We start from the raw sequence: 23,450 nt of genomic DNA on the forward strand, positions 1-23,450 counted from the left end.
CCCTCACTTCAAACGGCCGGATAGAAACTGCTGCAAACGTTCACTCTGCGGCTGGTCGAGAATCGCCGGGCTACCCTGCTCCTCGACCCGCCCTTGATGCAAGAACAACACCTGGCTCGACACTTGTCGGGCAAAGCTCATTTCATGGGTGACCATGAGCATGGTCCGCCCCTCTTCGGCCAGGGCCTGGATCACCTTCAGCACCTCCCCCACCTGTTCCGGGTCCAGCGCCGAGGTCGGCTCGTCGAACAGCAGGATCTGCGGCTCCACCGCCAGGGCCCGGGCGATCGCCACCCGCTGTTGCTGGCCACCGGACAGGAACGCCGGGTACTGCTCGGCCACCCGTTGCGCCAAGCCCACCTTGTCCAGGTAGGCCCGGGCACTGGCTTCGGCCTCCTTGCGGCCAATGCCCAGCACCCGGCACGGCGCCAGCATGATGTTCTCCAGCACGCTGAGGTGGCTCCACAGGTTGAAGTGCTGGAACACCATGGCCAGGCGCGTGCGCAGGCGCTGCAACTGGGCCGGGCTGGCCACCTGCATGCCGCCTGGGGCATCGCGGGTGACAACCTCCTCGCCGTCCAGGGCAATGGCCCCGGCATCGGCCCGCTCCAGGAAGTTGATGCAGCGCAGCATGGTGCTCTTGCCCGAGCCACTGGCGCCGATCATGCTCACCACGTCTCCGGCCCGGGCCTTCAACGAGACGCCCTTGAGCACCTCGTTGTCACCAAAACGCTTGTAGAGATTTTCAACGGTCAATTTGTACATCGCAGACTCCTGGAACCCCGCCGCTGGCAGCAAGGTTCTGGATAGGAAAAAGAGGAAAGGAGCGTCAGTGAGCCGGGCCGAGGAAGCTCAGCCAGCGCCGCTCCGCCAGGCGGAAGGCCGCCACCAGGCCGAAGGACAGCCCCAGGTACAACAGGCCGGCGATGCCGAAGGCCTGGAAGGTCATGAAGGTGGCGGCATTGGCGTCCCGGGCCACCTTGAGGATGTCCGGGATGGTGGCGGTGAAGGCCACCGAGGTGGCGTGCAGCATGAGGATCACCTCGTTGCTGTAGTACGGCAGCGCCCGGCGCAGGGCCGAAGGCAGGATCAGCCGCCAGTACAGGCGCCAGCCGCTCAGGCCATAGGCGTGGGCTGCCTCGATCTCGCCATAGGGAATGCTGCGGATGGCCCCGGCGAAGATCTCCACGGTGTAGGCGCAGGTGTTCAGGGTGAAGGCCAGCAAGGTGCAGTTCATGGCATCGCGGAAGAAGGCTTCGAGCAACGGCTGCTGGCGTATCGCGGCGATGCCGTACAGGCCGCTGTAGCAGATCAGCAGCTGGATGTACAAAGGCGTGCCGCGAAACACATAGGTGAACAACTGCACCGGCCAGCGCAGCAGCGCCCAGTGCGAGGTGCGCAGAATGGCCAGGGGCAGCGACAGGACAAAACCCATGGCCAGGCTGGCCACCAGCAGCCACAGGGTCATGGCCAGCCCGGTAAGGCTCTCGCCGTCAGTGAACAGAAACGGCCGCCAGTATTCCTGGATCAGTTCGATCATCGCGACAGCCCTCGCACGCCCTGGTTGTAGTGCCGTTCCAGGCGCCGCAGCAGCTGGTTCGAAGCGCTGGTGATCAGCAGGTACAGGGCCGCCGCCAGGAGCAGGAAATCCAGCATGTTGAAGGTGCTCTTGCCGGCTTCCTGGGCCACCTTGACCAGGTCGGTGAGGCCGATGATCGACACCAGCGCCGTAGCCTTGAGCAGCACCAGCCAGTTATTGCCCAGGCTCGGCAAGGCGAAGCGCATCATCTGCGGGAACACCACGTGGCGAAAGCGCTGCATGCGGCTCAGGCCGAAGGCCGCCGCGGCTTCCTGCTGGCCCCGGGGCACGCTGAGGATTGCCCCGCGAAAGGTCTCGGTGAAATAGGCGCCGTAGATGAAGCCCAGGGTCACGATCCCGGCCACGAAGGGGTCGATCTCCATATAGGGCCAGTCCAGCAGTTCGGTCAGGGCCGTGAGCCAGCCCTGCAGGCTGTAGAAGATCAGCAGCATCAGCACCAGGTCCGGTACGCCGCGGATCAAGGTGGTGTAGCAGGTCGCCGGGATCTGCAGCAGGCGCAGCGGCGAAAGCTTGGCCGCCGCCCCCAGCAACCCCAGGAGCATGCTCACCAGCAGCGCCAGGGCGGAGAGTTTCAGGGTCATCCAGGCGCCGTGCAGCAACAGCGGCCCATAGCCTTGCAGGACCTCGAGGTCCAGGCCCAACAGAGTCAGAAAGGTATTCACGCCAATCACCTTGCTCGGGCCACGGCCGGGCCCGGGATACTGGGTAACAGTCCCGGGGCCCGCCGTGGGCGATCAGTTGTTGTAGAGGTCGAGGTCGCCGAAGTACTTGCGCTGGATCTGGGCGTAGATGCCCTTCTCATGCAGCGCCTGGATGGCGCCATTGAGCATGGCCTTGAGCTCGTCCTGGTCCTTGCGCAGGCCAATGGCGATCTCCGACGGCACCAGAGGGTCGCTGATGCCGACGCTGTTCTCGAAGTCGGCGCCCTGGGGTGATGCGAGGAAACTCATCTGCGCTTGCAGCTTGTCCTGGATCGAGGCGTCCAGCCGGCCGTAGACCAGGTCGGCATAGACCTGGTCCTGGTTCTGGTAGGCCCGCAGCTTGACCCCCGCCGGGCCCAGCTTGGCCCTGGCGTAGGTTTCCTGGACGGTGCCCTGCATGTAGCCCAGGGTCTTGCCCTTCAGCGATTCGCCGGTGGGTTCGAGGCCCGAGCCCTTGCGCGTGACGATGGCCGTGGGGCCGGCGTACAGGCGGTCGCTGAAGTCGATCTGCTTGCGCCGCGCATCGGTAACGGTCATGGAGGACTCGATGGCGTCGAACTTGCCGGCCTTGAGTGCCGGGATCAGGCCGTCGAAGTCGTTGCTGACCCACACGCACTTGAGCTTGAGCTCGGCGCAGATGGCGTTGCCCAGGTCGACACCGAAGCGCTGCACGCCGCCGCCTGCCGTGGTGGATTCAAAGGGCGGATAGCTCGGGTTGACGCCAAAGCGCAGTTCTTTCCATTCCTTGGCGCTGGCGCCCATGGAAACGCACGCAATTGCCAGTAACGGCACAGCCAGCCAGTGTTTAGTCATCTTCAGAGTCCCGGATTATTTGGATTTATAGCGGCCCGGCAGCAATGCCAGGCCCCACTTGTGACAGGGGCAGAGAGTGGATGCGGGGGCGCCGCAGTCGGGTTCTTGTTGTTATTGGCCGGGTTTGGCGCGCAGAGCCGAACCCGTTCCTGGTTGCCGCGGTCTACGCTGCAACGGAGCGCCAGAATGCCAACTGCCGAAGTGGCCCAGGTGTCGTAAGGGGCGCCTGAAACAGCCGGGATCGGCTGATCACGGCTATTTCACAGCCGATTCTGTCGTCAAGGCTCTACACCTTGGTCCAGAGCGGTTGCGCAAGGCCAGGGCGTGTTTTTTTGTCATGCAAAAATGCACAGTCGACCTGCAGCTTTCCGGGTTGTAATTGGCAAATTTGCACTGCTACGATCCGCCGATGCTCGCGCGCGAGCCTCATATAAAAAACAATAAAAGCAGGGAGTTAGTGATGACTGCTCAGGTTTCATCCCAGGCGAGCCGGGCCTGCGACGCCACCCCGGACGAAGTGTTGGTCGAGGTGCGCAACCACATCGGCTACCTGACCCTAAACCGCCCCGCCGGCCTCAACGCCATCACCCTGTCGATGGTCCGCACCTTGCAGCAGCACCTGGACCACTGGGCCCAGGATCCGTTGATCCACGCCGTCGTCCTGCGTGGCGCGGGGGACAAGGCTTTCTGCGCCGGCGGCGATATCCGCTCGCTGTACGACAGCTACCACAGCGGCGACAGCCTGCACCAAGACTTCTTCGTCGAGGAATATGCCCTTGACCTGACCATCCACCACTACCGCAAGCCGGTGCTGGCGCTGATGGACGGTTTTGTCCTGGGTGGCGGCATGGGCCTGGTGCAAGGCGCCGACCTGCGGGTAGTCACCGAGCGCAGCCGCCTGGCGATGCCGGAGGTGGCCATCGGTTACTTCCCGGATGTTGGCGGCAGTTACTTCCTGTCGCGCATACCCGGGGAGCTGGGGATCTATCTCGGAGTCAGCGGCGTGCAGATCCGCGCCGCCGATGCCCTGTACTGCGGCCTGGCCGACTGGCACCTGGACAGCAGCAAGCTGGACCTGCTGAACCAGCGCCTGGACCGCCTGCACTGGAGCGACTCGCCCCTCAAGGACCTGCAAGGCCTGCTGGCCAGGCTCGCGGTGCAGGCCCTGCCCGATGCGCCCCTGCAAGCCTTGCGCCCGGTCATCGACCACTTCTTCGCCCAGGCGGACGTACCCAGCATCGTCGAGCAACTGCGTACCGTCACCGTTGCCGACAGCCATGAATGGGCGCGCAGCACCGCCGACCTGCTGGAAACCCGCTCTCCCCTGGCCATGGCCGTGACCCTGGAAATGCTGCGCCACGGCCGCCAGTTGAGCCTGGAACAATGCTTCGCCCTGGAACTGCACCTGGACCGGCAGTGGTTCGAGCGTGGCGACCTGATGGAAGGCGTACGCGCCCTGATCATCGACAAAGACAAGACTCCGCACTGGAATCCGCCCACCCTGGCGGCCCTCGACGCCGATCGGGTGGCGAGCTTCTTCAGCGGTTTTGACGGCAGCGGGAGCTGAACTCATGCACGACATTGAACTGACCGAAGAGCAAGTGATGATCCGCGACATGGCCCGGGACTTCGCCCGAGGCGAGATCGCCCCCCATGCCCAGGCCTGGGAAAAGGCCGGCTGGATCGACGATGGCCTGGTGCGCAAGATGGGCGAACTGGGCCTGCTGGGCATGGTGGTTCCCGAGGAATGGGGCGGCAGCTACCTGGACTACGTGGCCTATGCCCTGGCAGTGGAAGAAATCGCCGCCGGCGACGGCGCCACCGGTGCCCTGATGAGCATCCACAACTCGGTGGGCTGCGGGCCGATCCTCAACTACGGCAGCCAGGAACAAAAGCAGCAATGGCTGCCGCGCCTGGCCGCTGGCGAAGCCATCGGCTGCTTCTGCCTGACCGAACCCCAGGCCGGCTCCGAAGCCCACAACCTGCGCACCCGCGCCGAACTGCGGGACGGCCAGTGGGTAATCAACGGCGCCAAGCAGTTCGTCAGCAACGGCAAGCGCGCCCAGCTAGCCATCGTTTTTGCAGTGACCGACCCGGAACTGGGCAAGAAAGGCCTGTCGGCGTTCCTGGTGCCCACCGACACCCCTGGCTTCATCGTCGACCGCACCGAACACAAGATGGGCATCCGCGCCTCCGACACCTGCGCCGTGACCCTCAACCAATGCACCATCCCCGAGGCCAACCTGCTGGGTGAACGGGGCAAGGGCCTGGCCATCGCCCTGTCCAACCTCGAAGGCGGGCGCATCGGCATCGCCGCCCAGGCCCTGGGCATCGCCCGCGCCGCCTTTGAAGCCGCCCTGGCCTACGCCCGGGAGCGGGTGCAGTTCGACAAGCCGATCATCGAACACCAGAGCATCGCCAACCTGCTGGCCGACATGCACACCCGCCTGAATGCCGCCCGCCTGCTGATCCTCCACGCCGCGCGCCTGCGCAGCGCGGGCCAGCCGTGCCTGTCGGAGGCTTCCCAGGCCAAGCTGTTCGCCTCGGAAATGGCCGAGAAGGTCTGCTCCTCGGCCATGCAGATCCATGGCGGCTACGGCTACCTGGAAGACTATCCGGTGGAACGCTACTACCGCGATGCGCGAATTACCCAGATCTACGAAGGCTCCAGCGAGATCCAGCGCCTGCTGATCGCTCGCGAGTTGAAGCATTACCAGCTGTAGGCATTGACGCCGAAAACAAAAAATCGCAGCCGGGGCTGCGATTTTTTTTGGCTGTTCCCTCGTGGGAGCCGGCTTGCCGGCGAGCAGGCCCCTGAGTTATGCGCTGCCCTCGGGGACGCCTTCGCTGGCAAGCCAGCTCCTACATGGCTAGGACGCTGCGGTTACTGATCCTTGAACTGCGGGTCACGCTTGGCGATGAAGGCGGCCATGCCTTCTTTCTGGTCCTGGGTGGCGAAGGCGGCGTGGAATACCCGGCGCTCGAAGCGTACGCCCTCGGACAGGCTGACTTCAAAGGCGCGGTTCACGCTTTCCTTGATCATCATGCTCACCGGAATCGATTTGCCGGCAATCACCGCCGCCACTTTCAGGGCTTCTTCCACCAGTTCATCGGCCGGCACGATGCGTGCGACGATGCCGCAGCGCTCGGCTTCCACGGCGTCGATAAAACGCCCGGTCAGGCACATTTCCATGGCCTTGGCCTTGCCTACCGCGCGGGTCAGGCGCTGGGTGCCGCCCATGCCCGGCAGCACGCCGAGGTTGATTTCCGGTTGGCCGAACTTGGCGTTGTCGCCGGCCAGGATGAAGTCGCACATCAGCGCCAGTTCGCAACCGCCGCCCAGGGCGAAGCCGTTGACCGCGGCGATGATCGGCTTGCGCCGGTTGGCCACGCGGTCGCTGTCGCTGAAGAGGTCGTCGAGGTAGATCTGCGGGTAGCTCAGCTCGGCCATTTCCTTGATGTCGGCACCGGCGGCGAAGGCTTTCTTGGAACCGGTGATGACGATGCAGCCGATCTGCGGGTCGGCTTCCAGGCGATCCAGGGCCTGGTTCACCTCGCCGACGATCTGTGCATTGAGGGCGTTCAGCGCCTGGGGGCGGTTGAGAGTGATCAGGCCGACCCGGCCCTTGATGTCCAACAGAATGGTTTCGTAGCTCATGAATCAGCTCCTGCTAAAAGTCAGAGATTGCGCGAAATGACCATGCGCTGAATGTCGCTGGTGCCTTCGTAGATCTGGCAGATGCGCACATCGCGGTAGATCCGCTCCACCGGGAAGTCGCTCAAATAGCCATAGCCGCCCAGGGTTTGCAAGGCCGCGGAACAGACCTTCTCGGCCATTTCCGAAGCGAACAGCTTGGCCATCGAGGCCTCCACCAGCGCCGGCTTGCCACTGTCGCGCAGGGCCGCGGCGTAGTGCACCATCTGCCGCGCCACGGCGATCTGGGTGGCCATGTCCGCCAGGCGGAAGGCCACGGCCTGGTGCTCGATGATCGGCTTGCCGAAGGTTTCGCGCTCGCGGGCGTAATCCCGTGCCGCTTCGAATGCAGCCCGGGCCATGCCCACCGATTGCGAGGCAATGCCCACGCGCCCGCCTTCAAGGTTGGCCAGGGCGATCTTGTAGCCCTCGCCCTCCTCGCCCAGGCGGTTGGCCAGCGGCACCTTCACATCCTCGAAGAGGATCTGGCAGGTGTCGGAGGCGTGCTGGCCGAGCTTGTCCTCGATGCGCGCGACCTTATAGCCCGGCGAGTCGGTGGGCACGATAAAGGCACTGATGCCGCGCTTGCCGGCCGCCGGGTCGGTGACCGCGAACACGATCACCACCCCGGCGTTCTGCCCGGAGGTAATGAACTGCTTGCAGCCGTTGAGCACATAGTGGTCGCCGTCGCGGCGGGCCCGGGTTTTCAGGCTGCTGGCATCGGAGCCGGCCTGGGGTTCGGTCAGGGCGAAGGCGCCGAGCATGGCGCCACTGGCCAGGGGCTTGAGGAAGCGTTCCTTCTGGTCATCGTTGCCGAATTTGAGGATCGGCACGCAGCCCACCGAGTTGTGCACGCTCATGATGGTGGAACAGGCGCCATCACCGGCGGCGACTTCCTCCAGGGCCATGACATAGGCCAGGTAGCCGGTGTCGCACCCGCCCCACTGCTCGGGCACCAGCATGCCGAAGAAACCCAGCTCGGCCATCTCGGCAATGGCTTCCTTGGGAAAGCGGTGCTCGCGGTCCCAGTCGGCGGCGAAAGGCTTGAGGCGCTCCTGGGCGAATTGCCGGGCCGCGTCGCTGATCTGCAGTTGTTCGTCATTGGGCAACATCGGGATTCCTCGTTACAGGCATTCAACGGCCATGGCCGTGGCTTCACCACCGCCGATACAGATCGCGGCCACGCCACGCTTGAGGCCTTTCTGGCGCAGGGCCGACAGCAGGGTCACCAGGATCCGCGCACCGGAAGCGCCGATCGGGTGGCCCAGGGCGCAAGCGCCGCCGTGCACGTTGACCTTGGCGTGGGGGATTTCCAGCTTGCTCATGGTGACCAGGCTGACCACGGCGAAGGCTTCGTTGATCTCGAACAGGTCGACCTCGTTCAACGACCAGCCGGTCTTCTTCATCAGCCGCTCGATGGCACCCACCGGGGCCACCGGGAACAGCCCGGGGGTATCGGCGAAGGCCGCGTGGCCGTGGATCACTGCCAGGGGCTTGAGGCCGCGCTTGTCAGCTTCGGAGCGGCGCATCAGCACCAGGGCCGCGGCGCCGTCGGAGATCGAGCTGGAGTTGGCCGCAGTCACGGTGCCACCGTCGCGGAACGCCGGTTTCAAGGTGGGGATCTTGTCCAGCTTGGCCTTGGGCGGCTGCTCGTCGTCGCTGATCAGCTTCGACTCCTTGCCGACCATCACCTGCAGGGGAACGATCTCGTCCTTGAACAGGCCATCCTTGATCGCCTGTTGGGCACGGGTCAGGGAAGCCACGGCGAAATCGTCCTGGGCCTGGCGGGTAAAGCCGTTGGCCTCGGCGCAATCCTCGGCGAAGGTGCCCATCAGGCGGCCCTTGTCGTAGGCGTCTTCCAGGCCGTCGAGGAACATGTGGTCCAGCACCTTGCCGTGGCCCATGCGGTAGCCGCTGCGAGCGCGGTCCAGCAGGTACGGGGCGTTGGACATGCTTTCCATGCCACCGGCGATCACCACCTCGGCACTGCCGGCCAGCAGCATGTCGTGGGCCAGGATGGTGGCCTCCATGCCGGAACCGCACATCTTGTTCAGGGTGGTGCAGCGGGTACCCTTGTCCAGGCCGGCGCCCAGGGCGGCCTGACGGGCCGGGGCCTGGCCGAGGCCGGCGGACAGCACGCAGCCGAACAGCACTTCTTCGACCGCCTGCGGTGCAATGCCGGCGCGCTGGACTGCGGCGCGAATGGCTTCGCTCCCCAGTTGCGGCGCGCTGAGGCCTTTGAGGTCCCCCTGGAAACCGCCCATGGGGGTACGGACGGCGCTGACGATGACAATCGGATCTTGGGCAATGGACATGATGAATCCTCCTTACTTGGCGGCCATGCGCAAGGCGCCGTCGAGACGGATCACCTCGCCGTTGAGCATGCTGTTTTCAATGATGTGCCGCACCAGCGCTGCGTACTCGGCGGGCTTGCCCAGGCGTGGCGGGAATGGCACGCCGGCGGCCAGGCCGGCCCGCACTTCGTCGCTCATGCCGGCCATCATCGGGGTTTCGAAAATACCCGGGGCGATGGTCATCACCCGGATGCCGAAGCGTGCCAGCTCCCGGGCCACCGGCAGGGTCAGGCTGGCGATGGCGCCCTTGGAGGCAGCGTAGGCCGCCTGGCCGATCTGCCCGTCGAAGGCGGCGATGGACGCCGTGTTGATGATCACCCCGCGCTCGCCGTCGGCATTGGCCGGGCTTTCGGCAATGGCTGCTGCTGCCAGGCGCAGCAGGTTGAAGCTGCCGATCAGGTTGACGTTGATCACCTGGCTGAAGCTGGCCAGGGCGTGGGGGCCGTTCTTGCCGAGGATTTTCTCGCCACGCACGATGCCGGCGCAGTTGACCAGGCCGTTGAGCCCGCCAAAGGCCTTGACCGTGGCCTGCACCGCCGCTTCGGCCGCGGCTTCCTGGCTGATGTCGGCCACCACGCTCTGGCAGCCCAGCTGCTGGGCCTTGGCCGCCACGGCCTCGGCATTGAGGTCCACCAGCATCACCCTGGCGCCGGCGGCGACCAGCATTTCGGCGCTGGCGGCTCCCAGGCCGGAAGCGCCGCCACTGACGAGAAACACCTGGTTTGCAATGTCCATCATTCAAATCCTGTTCATGCGGTAGCTGTTGACGCCGCGGCCTCTTGAGCCTTGGCGATTTCCTGGTTGCGCAAGATAAAGCGCTGCAATTTGCCGCTTGGGGTCTTCGGCAATTCGCTGACAAATTCGATTTCACGGGGGTAGGAATGGGCCGCCAGGCGCTTGCGCACGTGCTGGCGCAACTCCTCTGCCAGCTCATCGGTGGCGCGGTACTGCTCGCTGAGCACCACGAAGGCCTTGACCAGTTCGGTGCGCTCCGGGTCGGGCTTGCCCACCACCGCCGCTTCCACCACGGCCGGGTGTTCGATCAGTGCGCTTTCCACGTCGAACGGGCCGACCCGGTAGCCGGAGGTGGTGATGACATCGTCGCTGCGGCCCACGAAGCTGATGCTGCCGTCCTGGTTCAACTCCACGGTGTCGCCGCTTAAGTAGTAGTTGCCGACGAAGGCCTTGGTCGGCACCCCGGCGTAACCGGCGAACCAGCACATGGGTGACTGGCTGCGGTCGATGGCCAGAATCCCCGGCTGGCCGACGCCCAGTTCCTGGTAGTGCTCATCCAGCACCACGATACGGTGGCCCGGCGAGGCGAAACCGGCGGCACCGACATGCACCGGGTGCTCCAGGCCGTGGTGGTTGCACAGCACCATGCCCAGCTCGGTCTGGCCGTAGTGGTCGTGGATCACCACGCCCAGTTGTTCGGCGAACCAGCGGATGACTTCGGGGTTGAGCGGCTCGCCGGCGCTGCTGACGATACGCAGGCGGCCCTTGATCGAACGGGCGAACTGGTCGCCGCCAGCGATCAGCAGGCGGTAGGCAGTGGGCGAACCGGTGAGGTTGGTGATGCCGTACTTGTTGATCACCCGGCAGGTGCTTTCCAGGGTGAAGGGGCCATCGTAGAAGGTGATCGGGTGGCCCAGGCCCAAGGGGCCGGTGACGCCGAAGTAGATGCCGTAGGCCCAGCCCGGGTCGGCGACGTTCCAGAAGGCGTCTTCCGGGCGCAGGTCCACGGCGTCGCGGGTGTAGGCCTGGAACGCGACTATGGCCTTGAGCGGTACTTCCAGGGCTTTCGAGGGGCCGGTGGTGCCCGAGGTGAACATCAGCAGGAATGGGTCTTCGCCGGTCAGCAGCACGGGCTCGCACTGGGCCGGGTACTGTTCCAGCTCGGCCCAGAAGCTGAAATCGCCACGCACGATGCCCTGGCCCTTGGCGCCTGCGACCGTGACGATGGTCGGGCACTCGGCGACTTCCGCCAGCTTGGGCCGGTTCACCGCGTCGCTGACCACCAGCTTGGCCTTGGAGCTGTTGAGGCGGTGCTCGATGGCCTTGGGGCCGAAGGCGGTGAACAGCGGCTGGTACACCGCGCCAATGCGCCAGGTGGCCAGCACCGTGATCAAGAGTTCGACATTGCGTGGCAGCAGCCCGGCGACCTTGTCGCCCTTGCCGACCCCCTGGGCCAGGAAGAAGTTGGCCAGGCGCCCGGCCTTGTCCTGCAGTTCAGTGAAGGTGTAGCTGGCGCTGCTGCCGTCCCGGCCTTCCCAGAACAGCGCGATGCGCCCGGGCAAGGCATGCCGGTCGCAGCACTCGACACAGGCATTGAGGGCTGAGAGCGAGCCCGCCAGGGCCGACTCCATGGTGTGCTGATAATCGAATTCCTTGATAGCAGACAGGTAGTTGCGCATTGCCAGAATCCCTCACTGTTCTTATTAGGATGGGAACCTCATGAAAATCAGGGAAATACTGGCGCCAGAGCCCTCGCGGAACAATGGTCAAAGCTATCAAGTTGCGTGACCGGTTTGGCCAAGAGCACGCCCCGCCACGGTTGGCGGCGGCACCTGAAATTGCCGTAGGAGCTGGCTTGCCAGCGAAGGCATCGGCCCGGGCGGTGCAAGGCTTGCGGGCCCTTTCGCCGGCAAGCCGGCTCCTATTGGGGGATGGGGTTACCGTCTGTGTAGGAGCTGGCTTGCCAGCGAAGGCGTCGTCTCGGGCGGTGCAAGGCTTGCGGGCCTCTTCGCCGGCAAGCCGGCTCCTACGAGAGGTGCGGGTCGTTGAGGATCAGGCTGCGGTAATGCCCGGGGTTGGAACCGGACCATTTGCGAAAGGCCTTGTAGAACGAGCTGGTGTCGGCAAACCCCAGGCGCCCGGCAATCTCGGCAAAGCTGATCTGCGGCTCGGCCAGCCAGACAATCGCCAGTTCCTTGCGCACGCTGTCCTTGAGGGCCTGGTAGCTCTGGCCCTCTTCCGCCAGGCGCCGGCGCAGGGTCGAGGCGGACATGCACAGGCTCTGGGCCAGGCTTTCGCTCTCGGGCCACTGCTCCCCTGGCAGTTGCCGCAACTGCTGCTTGATGCGGCTGGCCAGGCTCTCGGGGTCGCGGTACTTGACCAGGATGTTGGCCGGGGCATGGGCCAGGAAGCGCTTGAGTTCTTCCTCGCTGCGCTTGATCGGCAGGTCCAGGCAGTCGGCGGCGATGATCATCCGTGTGCGCGGCCGCTCGAAACGCAGGTTGTCGGAGAACATCACCCGGTAGTCGTCGCAGAAATCCGGCTGCGGGCCGCGCAGCTCGATGGCCAGGATCGGAATGCGCCGGCCCGCCAGCCAGCAGGCCACGCCGTGGACAATCATCCAGTAGGTGAAGTAGGTAAAGGCCCGCCGCGGCTCGTGTTCATCCTCCAGCAGGACGATTTCCGCCAGGCTCTGCTGGTGCACCAGCTGCGCCGGCATGCGCTCGAACATCAGCGTCAGAAAGCCCAGCACCGAGTCCAACCCGCTGGCCAGGGTCGGCTGGGCCATGGCCGAGCGGCAGAGAAAGGCCAGGCTGCCGGACTTCAGGCGGCGCGGGTCCATGCCGAAGAACTCATCGTCCAGGCGCCGCGCCAGCAGGCGCCAGAGCCGTGCATAGGCACTGGCCGGTACCCGCGCCGTGCCCTGCTGCAGGCCCGCCGGGTCGATCCCGACCTTGTGCAGCACTTCATCGGTGGCAGCGCCCGGGGCGCAGCTTTGCAGCAGTGCCTCGCGCACCAGTTGCATGGAGATGGTGTCTTTTTCCGACATCGCGGCCAACGGTTTACTCAATCCTGGGATGGCCATCTTAGGCAGTGACCGGGAAAAAGCCAGTGGGCTTTGGGCTAAGTGGCAACCCCTCCTGCCAGGCAAAACCAATACGCATCTGCAAGGCCGCGAACAGGCCCATGCGCCAGCGAGTCCCGCAGAACGTCTGCCCAAGCCAAGGGCCCTTTGGCGGGCCAGTGCAAAAAAGTATCAATTCAAGTGTCAGGGATGATTTGTCAGCACCGCGTTTGAGGGCTGTAATCAGCCCACCTTCTTCCTCGGCAGAGGAAGACATAACAACAATAACCGTCCTTCTGCAGCCCTCACCGGCGCAGGACAGGAGTGAACGATGAAACCCTGCAGCAAAGCCCTGCTCCTCACCACCTGCATGACCCTCAGCAGCGTCACCCTTGGCGCCCAGACCCTGACCATAGCCACCGTCAACAACAGCGACATGATCCGCATGCAACGCCTGTCCAAGACCTTCGAGGCCGAGCACCCGGACATCAAGCTGAACTGGGTGGTGCTGGAAGAGAACGTGCTGCGCCAGCGCCTGACCACCGACATCGCCACCCAGGGCGGGCAATTCGACGTGCTCACCATCGGCATGTACGAAGCCGCACTCTGGGGCGCCAAGGGCTGGCTGCAACCGATGCAGGACCTGCCGGCCAGCTATGAGCTGGACGATGTCTTCCCTTCGGTGCGCGAGGGGCTGTCGGTCAAGGGCACTCTCTATGCCCTGCCGTTCTACGCCGAAAGCTCCATGACCTACTACCGCACCGACCTGTTCAAGGAGGCCGGCCTGAGCATGCCCGAGCGGCCGACCTGGGAGCAGATCGGCGAATTCGCCGCCAAGCTCAACAAGCCCGACCAGGAGCAGTACGGCCTTTGCCTGCGGGGCAAGGCCGGCTGGGGCGAGAACATGGCCCTGATCACCACCCTGGCCAACAGCTACGGCGCACGCTGGTTCGATGAACAATGGCAGCCGGAGTTCACCGGGCCGGAATGGAAGAACGCCCTGAGCTTCTATGTCGACAACATGAAGAAGTCCGGCCCGCCGGGGGCTTCGAGCAACGGTTTCAACGAAAACCTGGCGCTGTTCAACAGCGGCAAGTGCGCGATCTGGGTCGATGCCAGCGTGGCCGGCTCTTTCGTCACCGACAAGAGCCAGAGCAAGGTCGCCGACCATGTGGGCTTCACCTACGCGCCGCACCAGGTCACTGACAAGGGCAGCGCCTGGCTGTACTCATGGTCCCTGGCGATCCCCGCCAGTTCCAAGGCCAAGGACGCCGCCAAGACCTTCAGTGCCTGGGCCACTTCCAAGCAGTACGCGGCCCTGGTGGCCGAGAAGGATGGCATCGCCAATGTGCCGCCGGGCACCCGCGCCTCCACCTACAGCGAGGCCTACATGCAGGCCGCGCCGTTCGCCAGGGTCACCCTGGAATCGCTGAAGGTCGCCGACCCGAGCAAGCCCACCCTAAAGCCCGTGCCCTACGTCGGCATCCAACTGGTAACCATCCCCGAGTTCCAGGCCATTGGCACCCAGGTCGGCAAGTTGTTTTCCGCCGCCCTGATCGGCCAGACCACGGTGGACCAGGCCCTGGCGGCCGCGCAGCAGAGCACCGAACGGGAAATGAAACGCGCCGGCTACCCGAAATAACCCGGCTCTCCCTGTAGGAGCCGGCTTGCCGGCGAAGAGGCCCTTGAGTCTTGCGCAGTGTTCAAGGGCGCCTTCGCTGGCAAGCCAGCACCTACGGGCAGCCCGGCCGTGCCAGCGCCGTGTCGCGCCCCCCTGTACCCAACTGGTTGTGACCCTTATGAATACCTCGACTGCCAAGCTGCATGTGCAACCGCAGGCGGCGCCTCGCAAAAGCCGCCTGGCCAACCCCGGCTGGTTCCTGGTCAGCCCCTCGGTGGCGCTGTTGCTGCTGTGGATGATCGTGCCCCTGGGTATGACCCTGTACTTTTCAGTGATCCGCTACAACCTGCTGTACCCCGGCGAGAACCAGTTCGTCGGCCTGGAGAACTTCAGCTACTTCCTCAGTGATTCGGGCTTTGTGCCCGGGGCCACCAACACCCTGTTGCTGGTGGGCAGCGTACTGCTGATCAGCGTGGTGTTCGGGGTACTGATCAGCGCCCTGCTGGAGGCCAGCGAGTTCCTCGGCCGGGGCATCGTCCGGGTGCTGCTGATCTCGCCGTTCTTCATCATGCCCACGGTGGGCGCGCTGATCTGGAAGAACCTGATCTTCCACCCGGTGTCGGGGATCCTCGCCGCGCTGTGGAAACTGTTCGGCGCCCAGCCGGTGGACTGGCTGGCGCACTACCCGCTGCTGTCGATCATCGTCATCGTTTCCTGGCAGTGGCTGCCGTTCGCCATCCTGATCCTGATGACCGCCATGCAGTCCCAGGACCAGGAACAAAAGGAAGCCGCGCGCCTCGATGGTGCCGGGCCCATCGCCATCTTCTGGCACCTGACCCTGCCGCACCTGGCCCGGCCGATTGCCGTGGTGGTGATGATCGAGACCATCTTCCTGCTGTCGGTGTTCGCCGAGATCTTCACCACCACCAACGGTGGCCCGGGCTACGCCTCCACCAACCTGGCGTACCTGATCTACAACCAGGCCCTGGTGCAGTTCGACGTCGGCATGGCTTCGGCCGGCGGGCTGATCGCCGTGGTCATCGCCAACATCGCCGCGATCATCCTGGTGCGGATGATCGGCAAAAACCTGACTGACCAGAGCTGAGGTGGCCGCCATGACCCTGCAACAATCCCGACGCCTGCAAAGCCTGCTACTGGGCACCCTGGCCTGGGCCATCGCGATCCTGATCTTCTTCCCGATCTTCTGGATGGTGCTGACCAGCTTCAAGAGCGAGATCGACGCCTTTGCCACGCCGCCGCAATTCATCTTCACGCCAACGCTCGAGAACTACCTGCACATCAACGAGCGCAGCAACTACCTGGCCTTCGCCTGGAACTCGGTGGTGATTTCCTTCAGCGCGACCGCCCTGTGCCTGCTGATCGCGGTGCCGGCGGCCTACTCCATGGCCTTCTTTGAAACCCGCAACACCAAGCGCACCCTGCTGTGGATGCTCTCCACCAAGATGCTGCCGCCGGTGGGCGTGCTGATGCCCATCTACCTGCTGGCCAAGAGCTTCGGCCTGCTGGATACGCGCATCGCGCTGATCGTGATCTACACCCTGATCAACCTGCCGATCGTGGTGTGGATGGTTTACACCTACTTCAAGGACATCCCCCGGGACATCCTCGAAGCCGCCCGCCTGGACGGCGCCACCCTGGCCCAAGAGATGCTGCGGGTACTCATGCCCATTGCCAAGGGCGGCCTGGCCTCCACCGCGCTGTTGTCACTGATCCTGTGCTGGAACGAAGCCTTCTGGTCGCTCAACCTGACCTCCTCCAACGCCGCCCCGCTGACCGCGCTGATCGCCTCCTATTCCAGTCCCGAAGGGCTGTTCTGGGCCAAGCTCTCGGCGGTCTCGACCCTGGCCTGCGCGCCGATCCTGATCTTCGGCTGGATCAGCCAGAAGCAGCTCGTACGCGGCCTGTCCTTTGGCGCGGTGAAGTAACTCTGAAATTGCGGAGACATCCCATGGCTCACCTGAAAATCAGCAACCTGCAAAAAGGCTTCGAAGGCTTCGAGATCATCAAAGGCATCGACCTTGAAGTGAACGACAAGGAATTCGTGGTGTTCGTCGGCCCCTCGGGCTGCGGCAAGTCCACCCTGCTGCGGCTGATCGCCGGGCTGGAGGAAGTCAGCGGCGGCAGCATCGAGCTGGACGGGCGCGACATCACCCAAGTCAGCCCGGCCAAGCGCGACCTGGCCATGGTGTTCCAGACCTACGCCCTGTACCCGCACATGAGCGTGCGCAAGAACATGTCCTTCGCCCTGGACCTGGCGGGGGTCGACAAGGCCCTGGTGCAGCAGAAGGTCGACGAAGCGGCGCGCATCCTGGAACTGGGGCCGATGCTTGAACGCAAGCCCAAGCAGCTGTCCGGCGGCCAGCGCCAGCGCGTGGCCATTGGCCGCGCCATTGTGCGCAACCCGAAGATCTTCCTGTTCGACGAACCGCTGTCCAACCTCGATGCCGCCCTGCGGGTACAGATGCGCCTGGAACTGGCGCGCCTGCACAAGGAACTGCAGGCCACCATGATCTACGTGACCCACGACCAGGTGGAAGCCATGACCCTGGCAGACAAGGTGGTGGTGCTCAATGGTGGCCGGGTGGAACAGGTGGGCTCGCCCCTGGAACTCTACCATCGCCCGGCCAACCTGTTTGTCGCAGGCTTTCTCGGCACGCCGAAGATGGGCTTTCTCAAGGGCCGCATCAGCCACGTCGACGGCCAGGGCTGCGAGGTCCAGCTGGATGCCGGGGCACGCCTGCGCCTGGAGCAGAGCGGTGCGCAACTGAGCCCGGGCAGCGAGGTGACCCTGGGCATCCGCCCCGAGCATCTGGAGCTGGGCGAGCCCGGCCCGGGCAGCCTGGCAGTCACCAGCGACGTGGCCGAGCGCCTGGGCAGCGACACCTTCTGCCATGTCCGCAGCAGTTGCGGTGAAGCCCTGACCCTGCGTATCCGCGGTGACCTGGCGAGCCGCTACGGCGAACAGCTGCACCTGCACCTGGCCCCCCAGCACTGCCATCTATTCGATGCCCAGGGGGTCGCCGTGTCCCGCCCCCTGCGCGCCGCCGCCTGATCCCAGAGAGCCCTGCATGAAACTCAAACGCTTGAACCTCAGCCAACTGCCGCCCCAGGTGCGGGTACCCGCCTACACCGTCACCGCCACCCGCCAGGGCATCGCGCACATTGGCGTCGGCGGCTTTCACCGGGCCCACCAGGCCTATTACACCGATGCCCTGATGAACCTGGGCCAGGGCCTGGACTGGAGCATCTGCGGGGTCGGCCTGCGCTCCGAAGACCGCCGCGCGCGGGACGATCTGGCCGGCCAGGACTACCTCTACACCCTGTACGAGCTGGGCGATGGCGACGGCCACGAGGTGCGGGTGATCGGCGCCATCAGCCAGATGCTGCTGGCCGAGGACGACGCCCAGGCGCTGATCGACAAGCTGGCCAGCCCGGAGATCCGCATCGTCTCCCTGACCATCACCGAGGGCGGCTACTGCATCGACGACAGCACGGGCGAGTTCATGCTGCACCTGCCGCAGATCCAGCACGACCTGGCCCATCCGCAACAGCCGCGCACGGTATTCGGCTTTCTCTGCGCGGCCCTGGCCCTGCGCCGGGCCGCGGGGATCCCGGCCTTCACCCTGATGTCCTGTGACAACCTGCCCCACAACGGCGCGGTGACCCGCAAGGCGCTGCTGGCCTTCGCCGCCCGCCGCGACGCCGACCTGCATGACTGGATCGAGCGCCACGTGAGCTTTCCCAACGCCATGGTCGACCGCATCACTCCCATGACCAGCACCGCCCACCGCCTGCAACTGCACGATGAGCACGGCATCGACGATGCCTGGCCGGTCGTCTGCGAGCCCTTTGTGCAGTGGGTCCTGGAAGACAAGTTCTGCAATGGCCGGCCGGCCTGGGAACAGGTCGGCGTGCAGTTCACCGACGACGTCACGCCCTATGAAGAGATGAAGATCAAGCTGCTCAACGGCAGCCACCTGGCCCTGACCTACCTGGGCTTTCTCAAGGGCTACCGCTTCGTCCACGAAACCATGAACGACCCGCTGTTCGTCGCCTACATGCGCGCCTACATGGACCTGGACGTAACCCCGCAACTGGCGCCGGTACCGGGCATCGACCTGGCGGCCTACAAGGACACCCTGGTCCAGCGCTTCTCCAACCAGGCGATCGCCGATCAACTGGAGCGGGTGTGCAGCGACGGTTCGTCGAAGTTTCCCAAGTTCACCGTACCTACCATCAACCGGCTGATCGCCGATGGCCGTGATACTGAGCGTGCGGCCCTGGTGGTGGCGGCCTGGGCCCTGTACCTCAAGGGCGTGGACGAGAATGGCCTGAGCTACCGGGTTCCCGACCCGCGGGCCGAGTTCTGCCAGGCCCTGGTGGCCGACGATACCTTGCTGACCCAGCGTTTGCTGGCGGTGGAAGAAATCTTCGGCTCGGCGATTCCCCATTCCAGCGCGTTTGTCGATGCTTTCGAGCGCTGCTTCAACAGCTTGCGCGAACATGGCGTGAGCAAGACGCTGGAGCGGTTGTTGGCCAGGCCCGTGTAGCCGCTGCCGCAGGCTCGGCAGCGGCTACAGCTCGACAGTAATCACCCACACCAGGAGCGACGATGACTCAACCCGCGCTTTTTCTCGGCCTCGACTGCGGCACCCAGGGCACCAAGGCGCTGATCCTCGACAGCCGGAGCGGCACCGTCCTGGGCCGGGGCGCTGCGCCCCACAGCCTGATCAGCGGCGCCAATGGCTGCCGCGAACAGGATCCCGCGCAGTGGCTGCAAGCCTGCACCAGCGCCACCCGGCAGGCCTTGCAGGCGGCCGGGGTGGATGGCCGGCAGGTGCTCGGTGTCGGGGTTTGCGGCCAGCAGCACGGTCTGGTGCTGCTGGATGACCAGGGCCAGGTGCTGCGCCCGGCCAAGCTGTGGTGCGATACCCAAAGCAGCGCCGAAAACCAGCGCCTGCTGGACTGGCTGGGGGGCACCCAGGGCTCCCTGGAGCGCCTGGGGCTGGCCATTGCCCCGGGCTACACGGTGTCAAAACTACTCTGGACCCGGGAGCAGCACCCGGAGCTGTTCCAGCGCATTGCGCATATCCTGCTGCCCCACGACTACCTCAATTTCTGGCTGACCGGGCGCTGCTGCAGCGAGTACGGCGATGCCTCGGGCAGCGGCTATTTCGATGTGCGCAGGCGCGACTGGGACCGCGCCCTGCTGGCCCATATCGACCCCAGCGGGCGCCTGGAGCGGGCCTTGCCGCCGTTGCTCGAAGCGCACCAGCCTGTGGGCCGGATCCTTGCGCCGGTCGCCCGGCAACTGGGGATCAGCGCGGATGCCTGGGTGGCCAGCGGCGGAGGCGACAACATGCTGGGGGCCATCGGCACCGGCAATATCCAGCCCGGAATCATCACCATGAGCCTGGGCTCCTCCGGCACCGTGTATGCCTACGCCGAGCGCCCGTTGATCAGCCCCGAGCCTTCGGTGGCGACCTTCTGTTCGTCCAGCGGTGGCTGGCTGCCGCTGATCTGCACCATGAACCTGACCAACGCCACCACCCTGGTGCGCGAACTGCTGGGCCTGGACCTTGCCGCTTTCAACCAGCGCCTGGAGCAGGCCCCCATCGGGGCCGAGGGGCTGTGCCTGCTGCCGTTCTTCAACGGCGAGCGAGTGCCCGCCCTGCCCCAGGCCCAGGGCAGCCTGCACGGCATGACCCTGGACAACCTGACCCCGGCCAACCTGTGCCGCGCGGTGGTGGAAGGCACCACCTTCGGTTTGCGCTACGGCCTCGACCTGTTGCGCGCAGCGGGCCTGCACAGCCAGAGCATCCGGCTGATCGGCGGCGGTGCGAAAAGTCTGCTGTGGCGGCAGATGGTCGCCGATATCATGCATGCCCCGGTGATCTGCCCCCGCGAGGCCGAAGCCGCCGCATTGGGCGCGGCGATCCAGGCAGCCTGGTGCCATGGCCGGCAGGATGATCCGGACCTGGACCTGCAACAACTCTGCGAACGCTGCGTGCGCCTCGACCCGGGCAGTGAAACCCAGCCCCGGGCCGAACACGTGGCGGCCTACGAACCGGTGTACCAGCGCTATCGACAGCAACTGGCAAGCCTTTGAAGAGCGAATGACTATGTATCTGGTGTGTGGCGAAGCGCTGTTCGACTTTTTCAGCGCGGATGAGGCCGGGGCCCCGGCCAGTAAAGTGGCGTTCCAGGCGATCGCCGGGGGCTCGCCGTTCAACGTGGCGGTGGGCCTGCGCCGCCTGGGCGTCGATGTCGCCCTGCTGGCCGGGCTGTCCCGGGACTACCTGGGTCAGCGCCTGCGGCGGGTGCTGGAAAACGAAGGAGTGGATACCCGCTACCTGCGGGAATTCGACGCCCCCACCACCCTGGCCATGGTGGCCGTGGGCGCCGATGGCTCGCCCCACTACAGCTTCCGCGGCGAGGGCTGTGCCGATCGCCAGTTGCAAGAAGAGCACCTGCCGCAGCTCGACGCACAGGTGCGCGGGCTGCATATCGGCTCGTTTGCCCTGGTGGTGCAGCCGATTGCCGATACCTTGCTGGCCCTGGTGCGCCGTGAGCGGGGGCAGCGGCTGATCAGCCTGGACCCCAACGTACGGCTCAACCCGCAGCCGGATATCCAGCTGTGGCGCCAGCGCATCGCCGAACTGGCCGGCCATGCCGACCTGATCAAGGTCAGCGACGAAGACCTGGCCCAGCTGTACCCCGGGCAGGCGCCCGAGACGCTGATCCGGGGTTGGCTGCAAGGCAATGCCCGGCTGGTGTTCCTGACCCGTGGCAGCCAGGGCGCGACGGTGTTCAGCCGCGGGCATGGCAGCTGGTCGGTGGACGCGCCCCGGGTGGAGGTTGCCGACACCGTGGGCGCCGGAGATACCTTCCAGGCTGCGCTGATCACCTGGCTGACCGAACAGGGCCTGGATTCCCCCCAGGGCCTTGAACAGCTCGATCGCGAGCAGACCGACGCCCTGCTGCGTTTCGCCGTCAACGCCGCGGCCCAGACCTGCACCCGCACCGGCCCGGACCTGCCGTACCGACATCAACTCCCGTAGCCGCCGGCTTGCCGGCGAAGAGGCCCGCAAGCGTTGCGCAATTGCGGCTACCGCCTTCGCTGGCCAGCCAGCTTCTACCAGAGTCGTCGGTCAGAGCAGCGAGAAGTTGTAGCTGACGATCAGGCGGGTTTCGTCCATGTCGCGGGCGATCTTCTGGTAGTTGCTGCGGTAGGTGGCGTTGCGCAGGCGCAGGCTCACGTCCTTGAAGGCGCCGCTCTGCACCACGTACTTGAGCTCGCTGTCGCGCTCCCATTCGCGGCCTTCGCGCAGGCTGCCCGGGACCTTGATGTGGTCGCCGCTGACGTAGCGGGTCAGGAAGCTCAAGCCATTGAGGCCAATGGCCTTGAAGTCATAGTCATAGCGCAGTTGCCAGGAACGCTCCTGGATCGCAGCGAAGTCGTTGACCTGCACGTAGTTCACCAGGTACGGGTTGCTGCCATCCAGGTAAGGCATGGAGTTGTCGCCGTACATGCGCTGCCAGCCGGCACTGAACACGTGCCCGGCCACGCTGTAGCCGAGCATGGTGCTCAGGGCGCGGTTGTCGATGCCGCCGGCGCGCTCGGCGCCGGTGTCGGCACTCTTGAGCAGGCGCAGGTCGCCTTTGAGCACGCCGGGCCCCAGGGGCTGGTTGGCCAGCAGGCCGACAAAATGCTGACGGTAGATGTCTTCCAGCTCGGCGTAGTGGTACTGGCCGGTCAGGCGATCGTTGAACTTGTAGTCCACCCCATAGGTGTCGAAGTGATCCGCCGTGGTGTTGCAGGCGTAGCGCTTGTTCTTGCAGTGCACGCGGATGTCCTGGGCATCGCTGGAGTCCCGCGCGGTGTAGCGGTTCAAGCGGGCCGCGGTCAGGGTCAGGTCCTTGACCTCCCGGGAAGTCAGCACCGCGCCGTTGAACATGGTGGGCAGCAGGCGCCCGTCGTTGTACTTGAGCAGTGGCAGGTCCGGCAACTGGGCGCCGTACTTGAATACCGTCTGCGAGACCCGGACCTTGGCGGTCAACCCCAGCTTGGCGTACTGGTCCGCCGAGCCCCGCGGGTCGTGACCGCTGGAGGGCAGCAGGCCGCTGTTGCTGCGGTCGGGGCTGGAGTCGAGCTTGATCCCCAGCATGCCCAGGGCGTCCAGGCCGAAACCCACGGTGCCCTCGGTGTAGCCCGATTGCAGGTTGAGAATAAAGCCCTGGGCCGATTCTTCACGCTTGGATGCGCCCTGGTCGGTGCTGGTGTGGCCGTCGCGAAAGTCCCGGTTGAAGTAGATCGTGCGCGATTCCAGCTTGGCGCTGCTGTCTTCGAAAAAACCCGCCGCATTGGCCAGAGGGGCAAAACCCGCGCACAGCACGGCAGCGCCGAGGCCCAGCAATGGGCACGGATTGAGTAAGGGGAAAGGGGGACGCATGAACAGGCTCCAGCAGCAAATCAGTGACGCGAGGTAAAGAAAAAGACCCAGGTGAAATTCATCCAGCGAATCTGTGATCGCCAGCTGAATTGATTGAATCAATGAAGACCGGCAATGATGGCAGATAGCCCCTACCCTCCCAACCCGACTTTAGTCTGACGCCCGCCTGGTCATAACCGGCGCTACCCGTCCCGCCTTGCCAGCCATATCTTTGAAAAAACCGATCAATTTCAACAGTTTTCAAGCTGCAGAAAAGCGTCAAAAAAACTGTCCAACTGCTCAGCTTCGCCTTCGGAACCCAGGCTGCCATAGCAGGTAATATCAAAAAGGCATCAGTTTTTCGTCTTACCGCACTACCGTTCGTCGGTTTTTTCAGTCATTTATTAACAAAAAC

Annotated in this window: 20 protein-coding genes; 9 read left to right on the plus strand and 11 right to left on the minus strand. The window is 65.0% G+C overall.

The window, feature by feature from the left end:
- Nucleotides 1–3: 3 nt before the first annotated feature.
- The 4 genes from AC1RGE_RS05550 to AC1RGE_RS05565 all read right to left on the minus strand — a co-directional run bounded on the left by AC1RGE_RS05550 (nucleotide 4) and on the right by AC1RGE_RS05565 (nucleotide 3,114).
- The gene (locus AC1RGE_RS05550) at nucleotides 4–765 is read right to left on the minus strand and encodes an ABC transporter ATP-binding protein (protein WP_492583637.1); all 762 of its coding nucleotides are present in this window, start codon (nucleotides 763–765) and stop codon (nucleotides 4–6) included.
- Between the two features lie 64 nt (nucleotides 766–829).
- Nucleotides 830–1,540, minus strand: coding sequence for an ABC transporter permease (locus AC1RGE_RS05555; RefSeq protein WP_011061346.1), 711 nt, complete (start codon nucleotides 1,538–1,540; stop codon nucleotides 830–832).
- Complete coding sequence (locus AC1RGE_RS05560) at nucleotides 1,537–2,262, minus strand: ABC transporter permease (RefSeq protein ID WP_011061347.1); 726 nt, start codon at nucleotides 2,260–2,262, stop codon at nucleotides 1,537–1,539. The genes AC1RGE_RS05555 and AC1RGE_RS05560 overlap by 4 nt, the downstream gene beginning before the upstream one ends.
- Nucleotides 2,263–2,334: 72 nt before the next feature.
- Nucleotides 2,335–3,114, minus strand: a complete 780-nt coding sequence (locus AC1RGE_RS05565; RefSeq protein WP_492583639.1) for a transporter substrate-binding domain-containing protein — start codon at nucleotides 3,112–3,114, stop codon at nucleotides 2,335–2,337.
- A gap of 460 nt (nucleotides 3,115–3,574) precedes the next feature.
- Here AC1RGE_RS05565 and AC1RGE_RS05570 point away from each other — a divergent pair, with 460 nt between their 5' ends.
- Together AC1RGE_RS05570 and AC1RGE_RS05575 are read left to right on the plus strand one after the other, a co-directional pair.
- Nucleotides 3,575–4,681: an enoyl-CoA hydratase/isomerase family protein gene (locus AC1RGE_RS05570; protein WP_258610772.1), complete on the plus strand. Its 1,107-nt coding sequence runs from the start codon at nucleotides 3,575–3,577 to the stop codon at nucleotides 4,679–4,681.
- 4 nt (nucleotides 4,682–4,685) lie between these two features.
- Entirely contained in the window at nucleotides 4,686–5,837 is a 1,152-nt protein-coding gene (locus tag AC1RGE_RS05575; RefSeq protein ID WP_011061350.1) for an acyl-CoA dehydrogenase family protein, read from the plus strand.
- Between the two features lie 161 nt (nucleotides 5,838–5,998).
- Here the strand turns inward: AC1RGE_RS05575 and AC1RGE_RS05580 are convergent, their stop codons facing one another.
- The 6 genes from AC1RGE_RS05580 to AC1RGE_RS05605 all read right to left on the minus strand — a co-directional run bounded on the left by AC1RGE_RS05580 (nucleotide 5,999) and on the right by AC1RGE_RS05605 (nucleotide 12,946).
- On the minus strand, nucleotides 5,999–6,772 hold the full coding sequence (locus tag AC1RGE_RS05580; protein ID WP_011061351.1) for an enoyl-CoA hydratase: 774 nt from the start codon (nucleotides 6,770–6,772) through the stop codon (nucleotides 5,999–6,001).
- Nucleotides 6,773–6,792: 20 nt separating this feature from the next.
- Nucleotides 6,793–7,920 carry an acyl-CoA dehydrogenase gene (locus tag AC1RGE_RS05585; protein WP_011061352.1) on the minus strand — a complete coding sequence of 376 codons (1,128 nt, stop codon included), beginning with the start codon at nucleotides 7,918–7,920 and terminating at the stop codon, nucleotides 6,793–6,795.
- A 12-nt stretch (nucleotides 7,921–7,932) separates the two neighbouring features.
- The gene (locus tag AC1RGE_RS05590; RefSeq protein ID WP_011061353.1) at nucleotides 7,933–9,123 is read right to left on the minus strand and encodes an acetyl-CoA C-acyltransferase; all 1,191 of its coding nucleotides are present in this window, start codon (nucleotides 9,121–9,123) and stop codon (nucleotides 7,933–7,935) included.
- 12 nt (nucleotides 9,124–9,135) lie between these two features.
- Entirely contained in the window at nucleotides 9,136–9,897 is a 762-nt protein-coding gene (locus AC1RGE_RS05595) for an SDR family NAD(P)-dependent oxidoreductase (RefSeq protein ID WP_011061354.1), read from the minus strand.
- A 14-nt stretch (nucleotides 9,898–9,911) separates the two neighbouring features.
- The gene (locus AC1RGE_RS05600; RefSeq protein ID WP_011061355.1) at nucleotides 9,912–11,576 is read right to left on the minus strand and encodes an AMP-binding protein; all 1,665 of its coding nucleotides are present in this window, start codon (nucleotides 11,574–11,576) and stop codon (nucleotides 9,912–9,914) included.
- Between the two features lie 347 nt (nucleotides 11,577–11,923).
- Nucleotides 11,924–12,946, minus strand: coding sequence for an AraC family transcriptional regulator (locus AC1RGE_RS05605; RefSeq protein WP_041120647.1), 1,023 nt, complete (start codon nucleotides 12,944–12,946; stop codon nucleotides 11,924–11,926).
- Between the two features lie 385 nt (nucleotides 12,947–13,331).
- Here AC1RGE_RS05605 and AC1RGE_RS05610 point away from each other — a divergent pair, with 385 nt between their 5' ends.
- From AC1RGE_RS05610 to AC1RGE_RS05640, 7 genes are all read left to right on the plus strand, one after another.
- Nucleotides 13,332–14,603, plus strand: a complete 1,272-nt coding sequence (locus AC1RGE_RS05610; RefSeq protein ID WP_232512122.1) for an ABC transporter substrate-binding protein — start codon at nucleotides 13,332–13,334, stop codon at nucleotides 14,601–14,603.
- A gap of 157 nt (nucleotides 14,604–14,760) precedes the next feature.
- Complete coding sequence (locus AC1RGE_RS05615; protein WP_492583641.1) at nucleotides 14,761–15,687, plus strand: carbohydrate ABC transporter permease; 927 nt, start codon at nucleotides 14,761–14,763, stop codon at nucleotides 15,685–15,687.
- A gap of 10 nt (nucleotides 15,688–15,697) precedes the next feature.
- On the plus strand, nucleotides 15,698–16,528 hold the full coding sequence (locus AC1RGE_RS05620; RefSeq protein ID WP_011061359.1) for a carbohydrate ABC transporter permease: 831 nt from the start codon (nucleotides 15,698–15,700) through the stop codon (nucleotides 16,526–16,528).
- Between the two features lie 23 nt (nucleotides 16,529–16,551).
- Nucleotides 16,552–17,655 carry an ABC transporter ATP-binding protein gene (locus tag AC1RGE_RS05625; protein ID WP_492583643.1) on the plus strand — a complete coding sequence of 368 codons (1,104 nt, stop codon included), beginning with the start codon at nucleotides 16,552–16,554 and terminating at the stop codon, nucleotides 17,653–17,655.
- A 16-nt stretch (nucleotides 17,656–17,671) separates the two neighbouring features.
- Nucleotides 17,672–19,153, plus strand: a complete 1,482-nt coding sequence (locus AC1RGE_RS05630) for a mannitol dehydrogenase family protein (RefSeq protein ID WP_011061361.1) — start codon at nucleotides 17,672–17,674, stop codon at nucleotides 19,151–19,153.
- Nucleotides 19,154–19,215: 62 nt separating this feature from the next.
- Entirely contained in the window at nucleotides 19,216–20,712 is a 1,497-nt protein-coding gene (xylB, locus tag AC1RGE_RS05635; RefSeq protein WP_065364091.1) for a xylulokinase, read from the plus strand.
- Between the two features lie 13 nt (nucleotides 20,713–20,725).
- Nucleotides 20,726–21,664 carry a carbohydrate kinase family protein gene (locus AC1RGE_RS05640; RefSeq protein ID WP_065364092.1) on the plus strand — a complete coding sequence of 313 codons (939 nt, stop codon included), beginning with the start codon at nucleotides 20,726–20,728 and terminating at the stop codon, nucleotides 21,662–21,664.
- 90 nt (nucleotides 21,665–21,754) lie between these two features.
- Here AC1RGE_RS05640 and AC1RGE_RS05645 read toward each other — a convergent pair whose 3' ends face one another.
- On the minus strand, nucleotides 21,755–23,056 hold the full coding sequence (locus AC1RGE_RS05645; RefSeq protein ID WP_015635666.1) for an OprD family porin: 1,302 nt from the start codon (nucleotides 23,054–23,056) through the stop codon (nucleotides 21,755–21,757).
- Nucleotides 23,057–23,450 lie beyond the last annotated feature (394 nt).

It is taken from the genome of Pseudomonas sp. GW823-FHT02C05, from assembly GCF_058797595.1.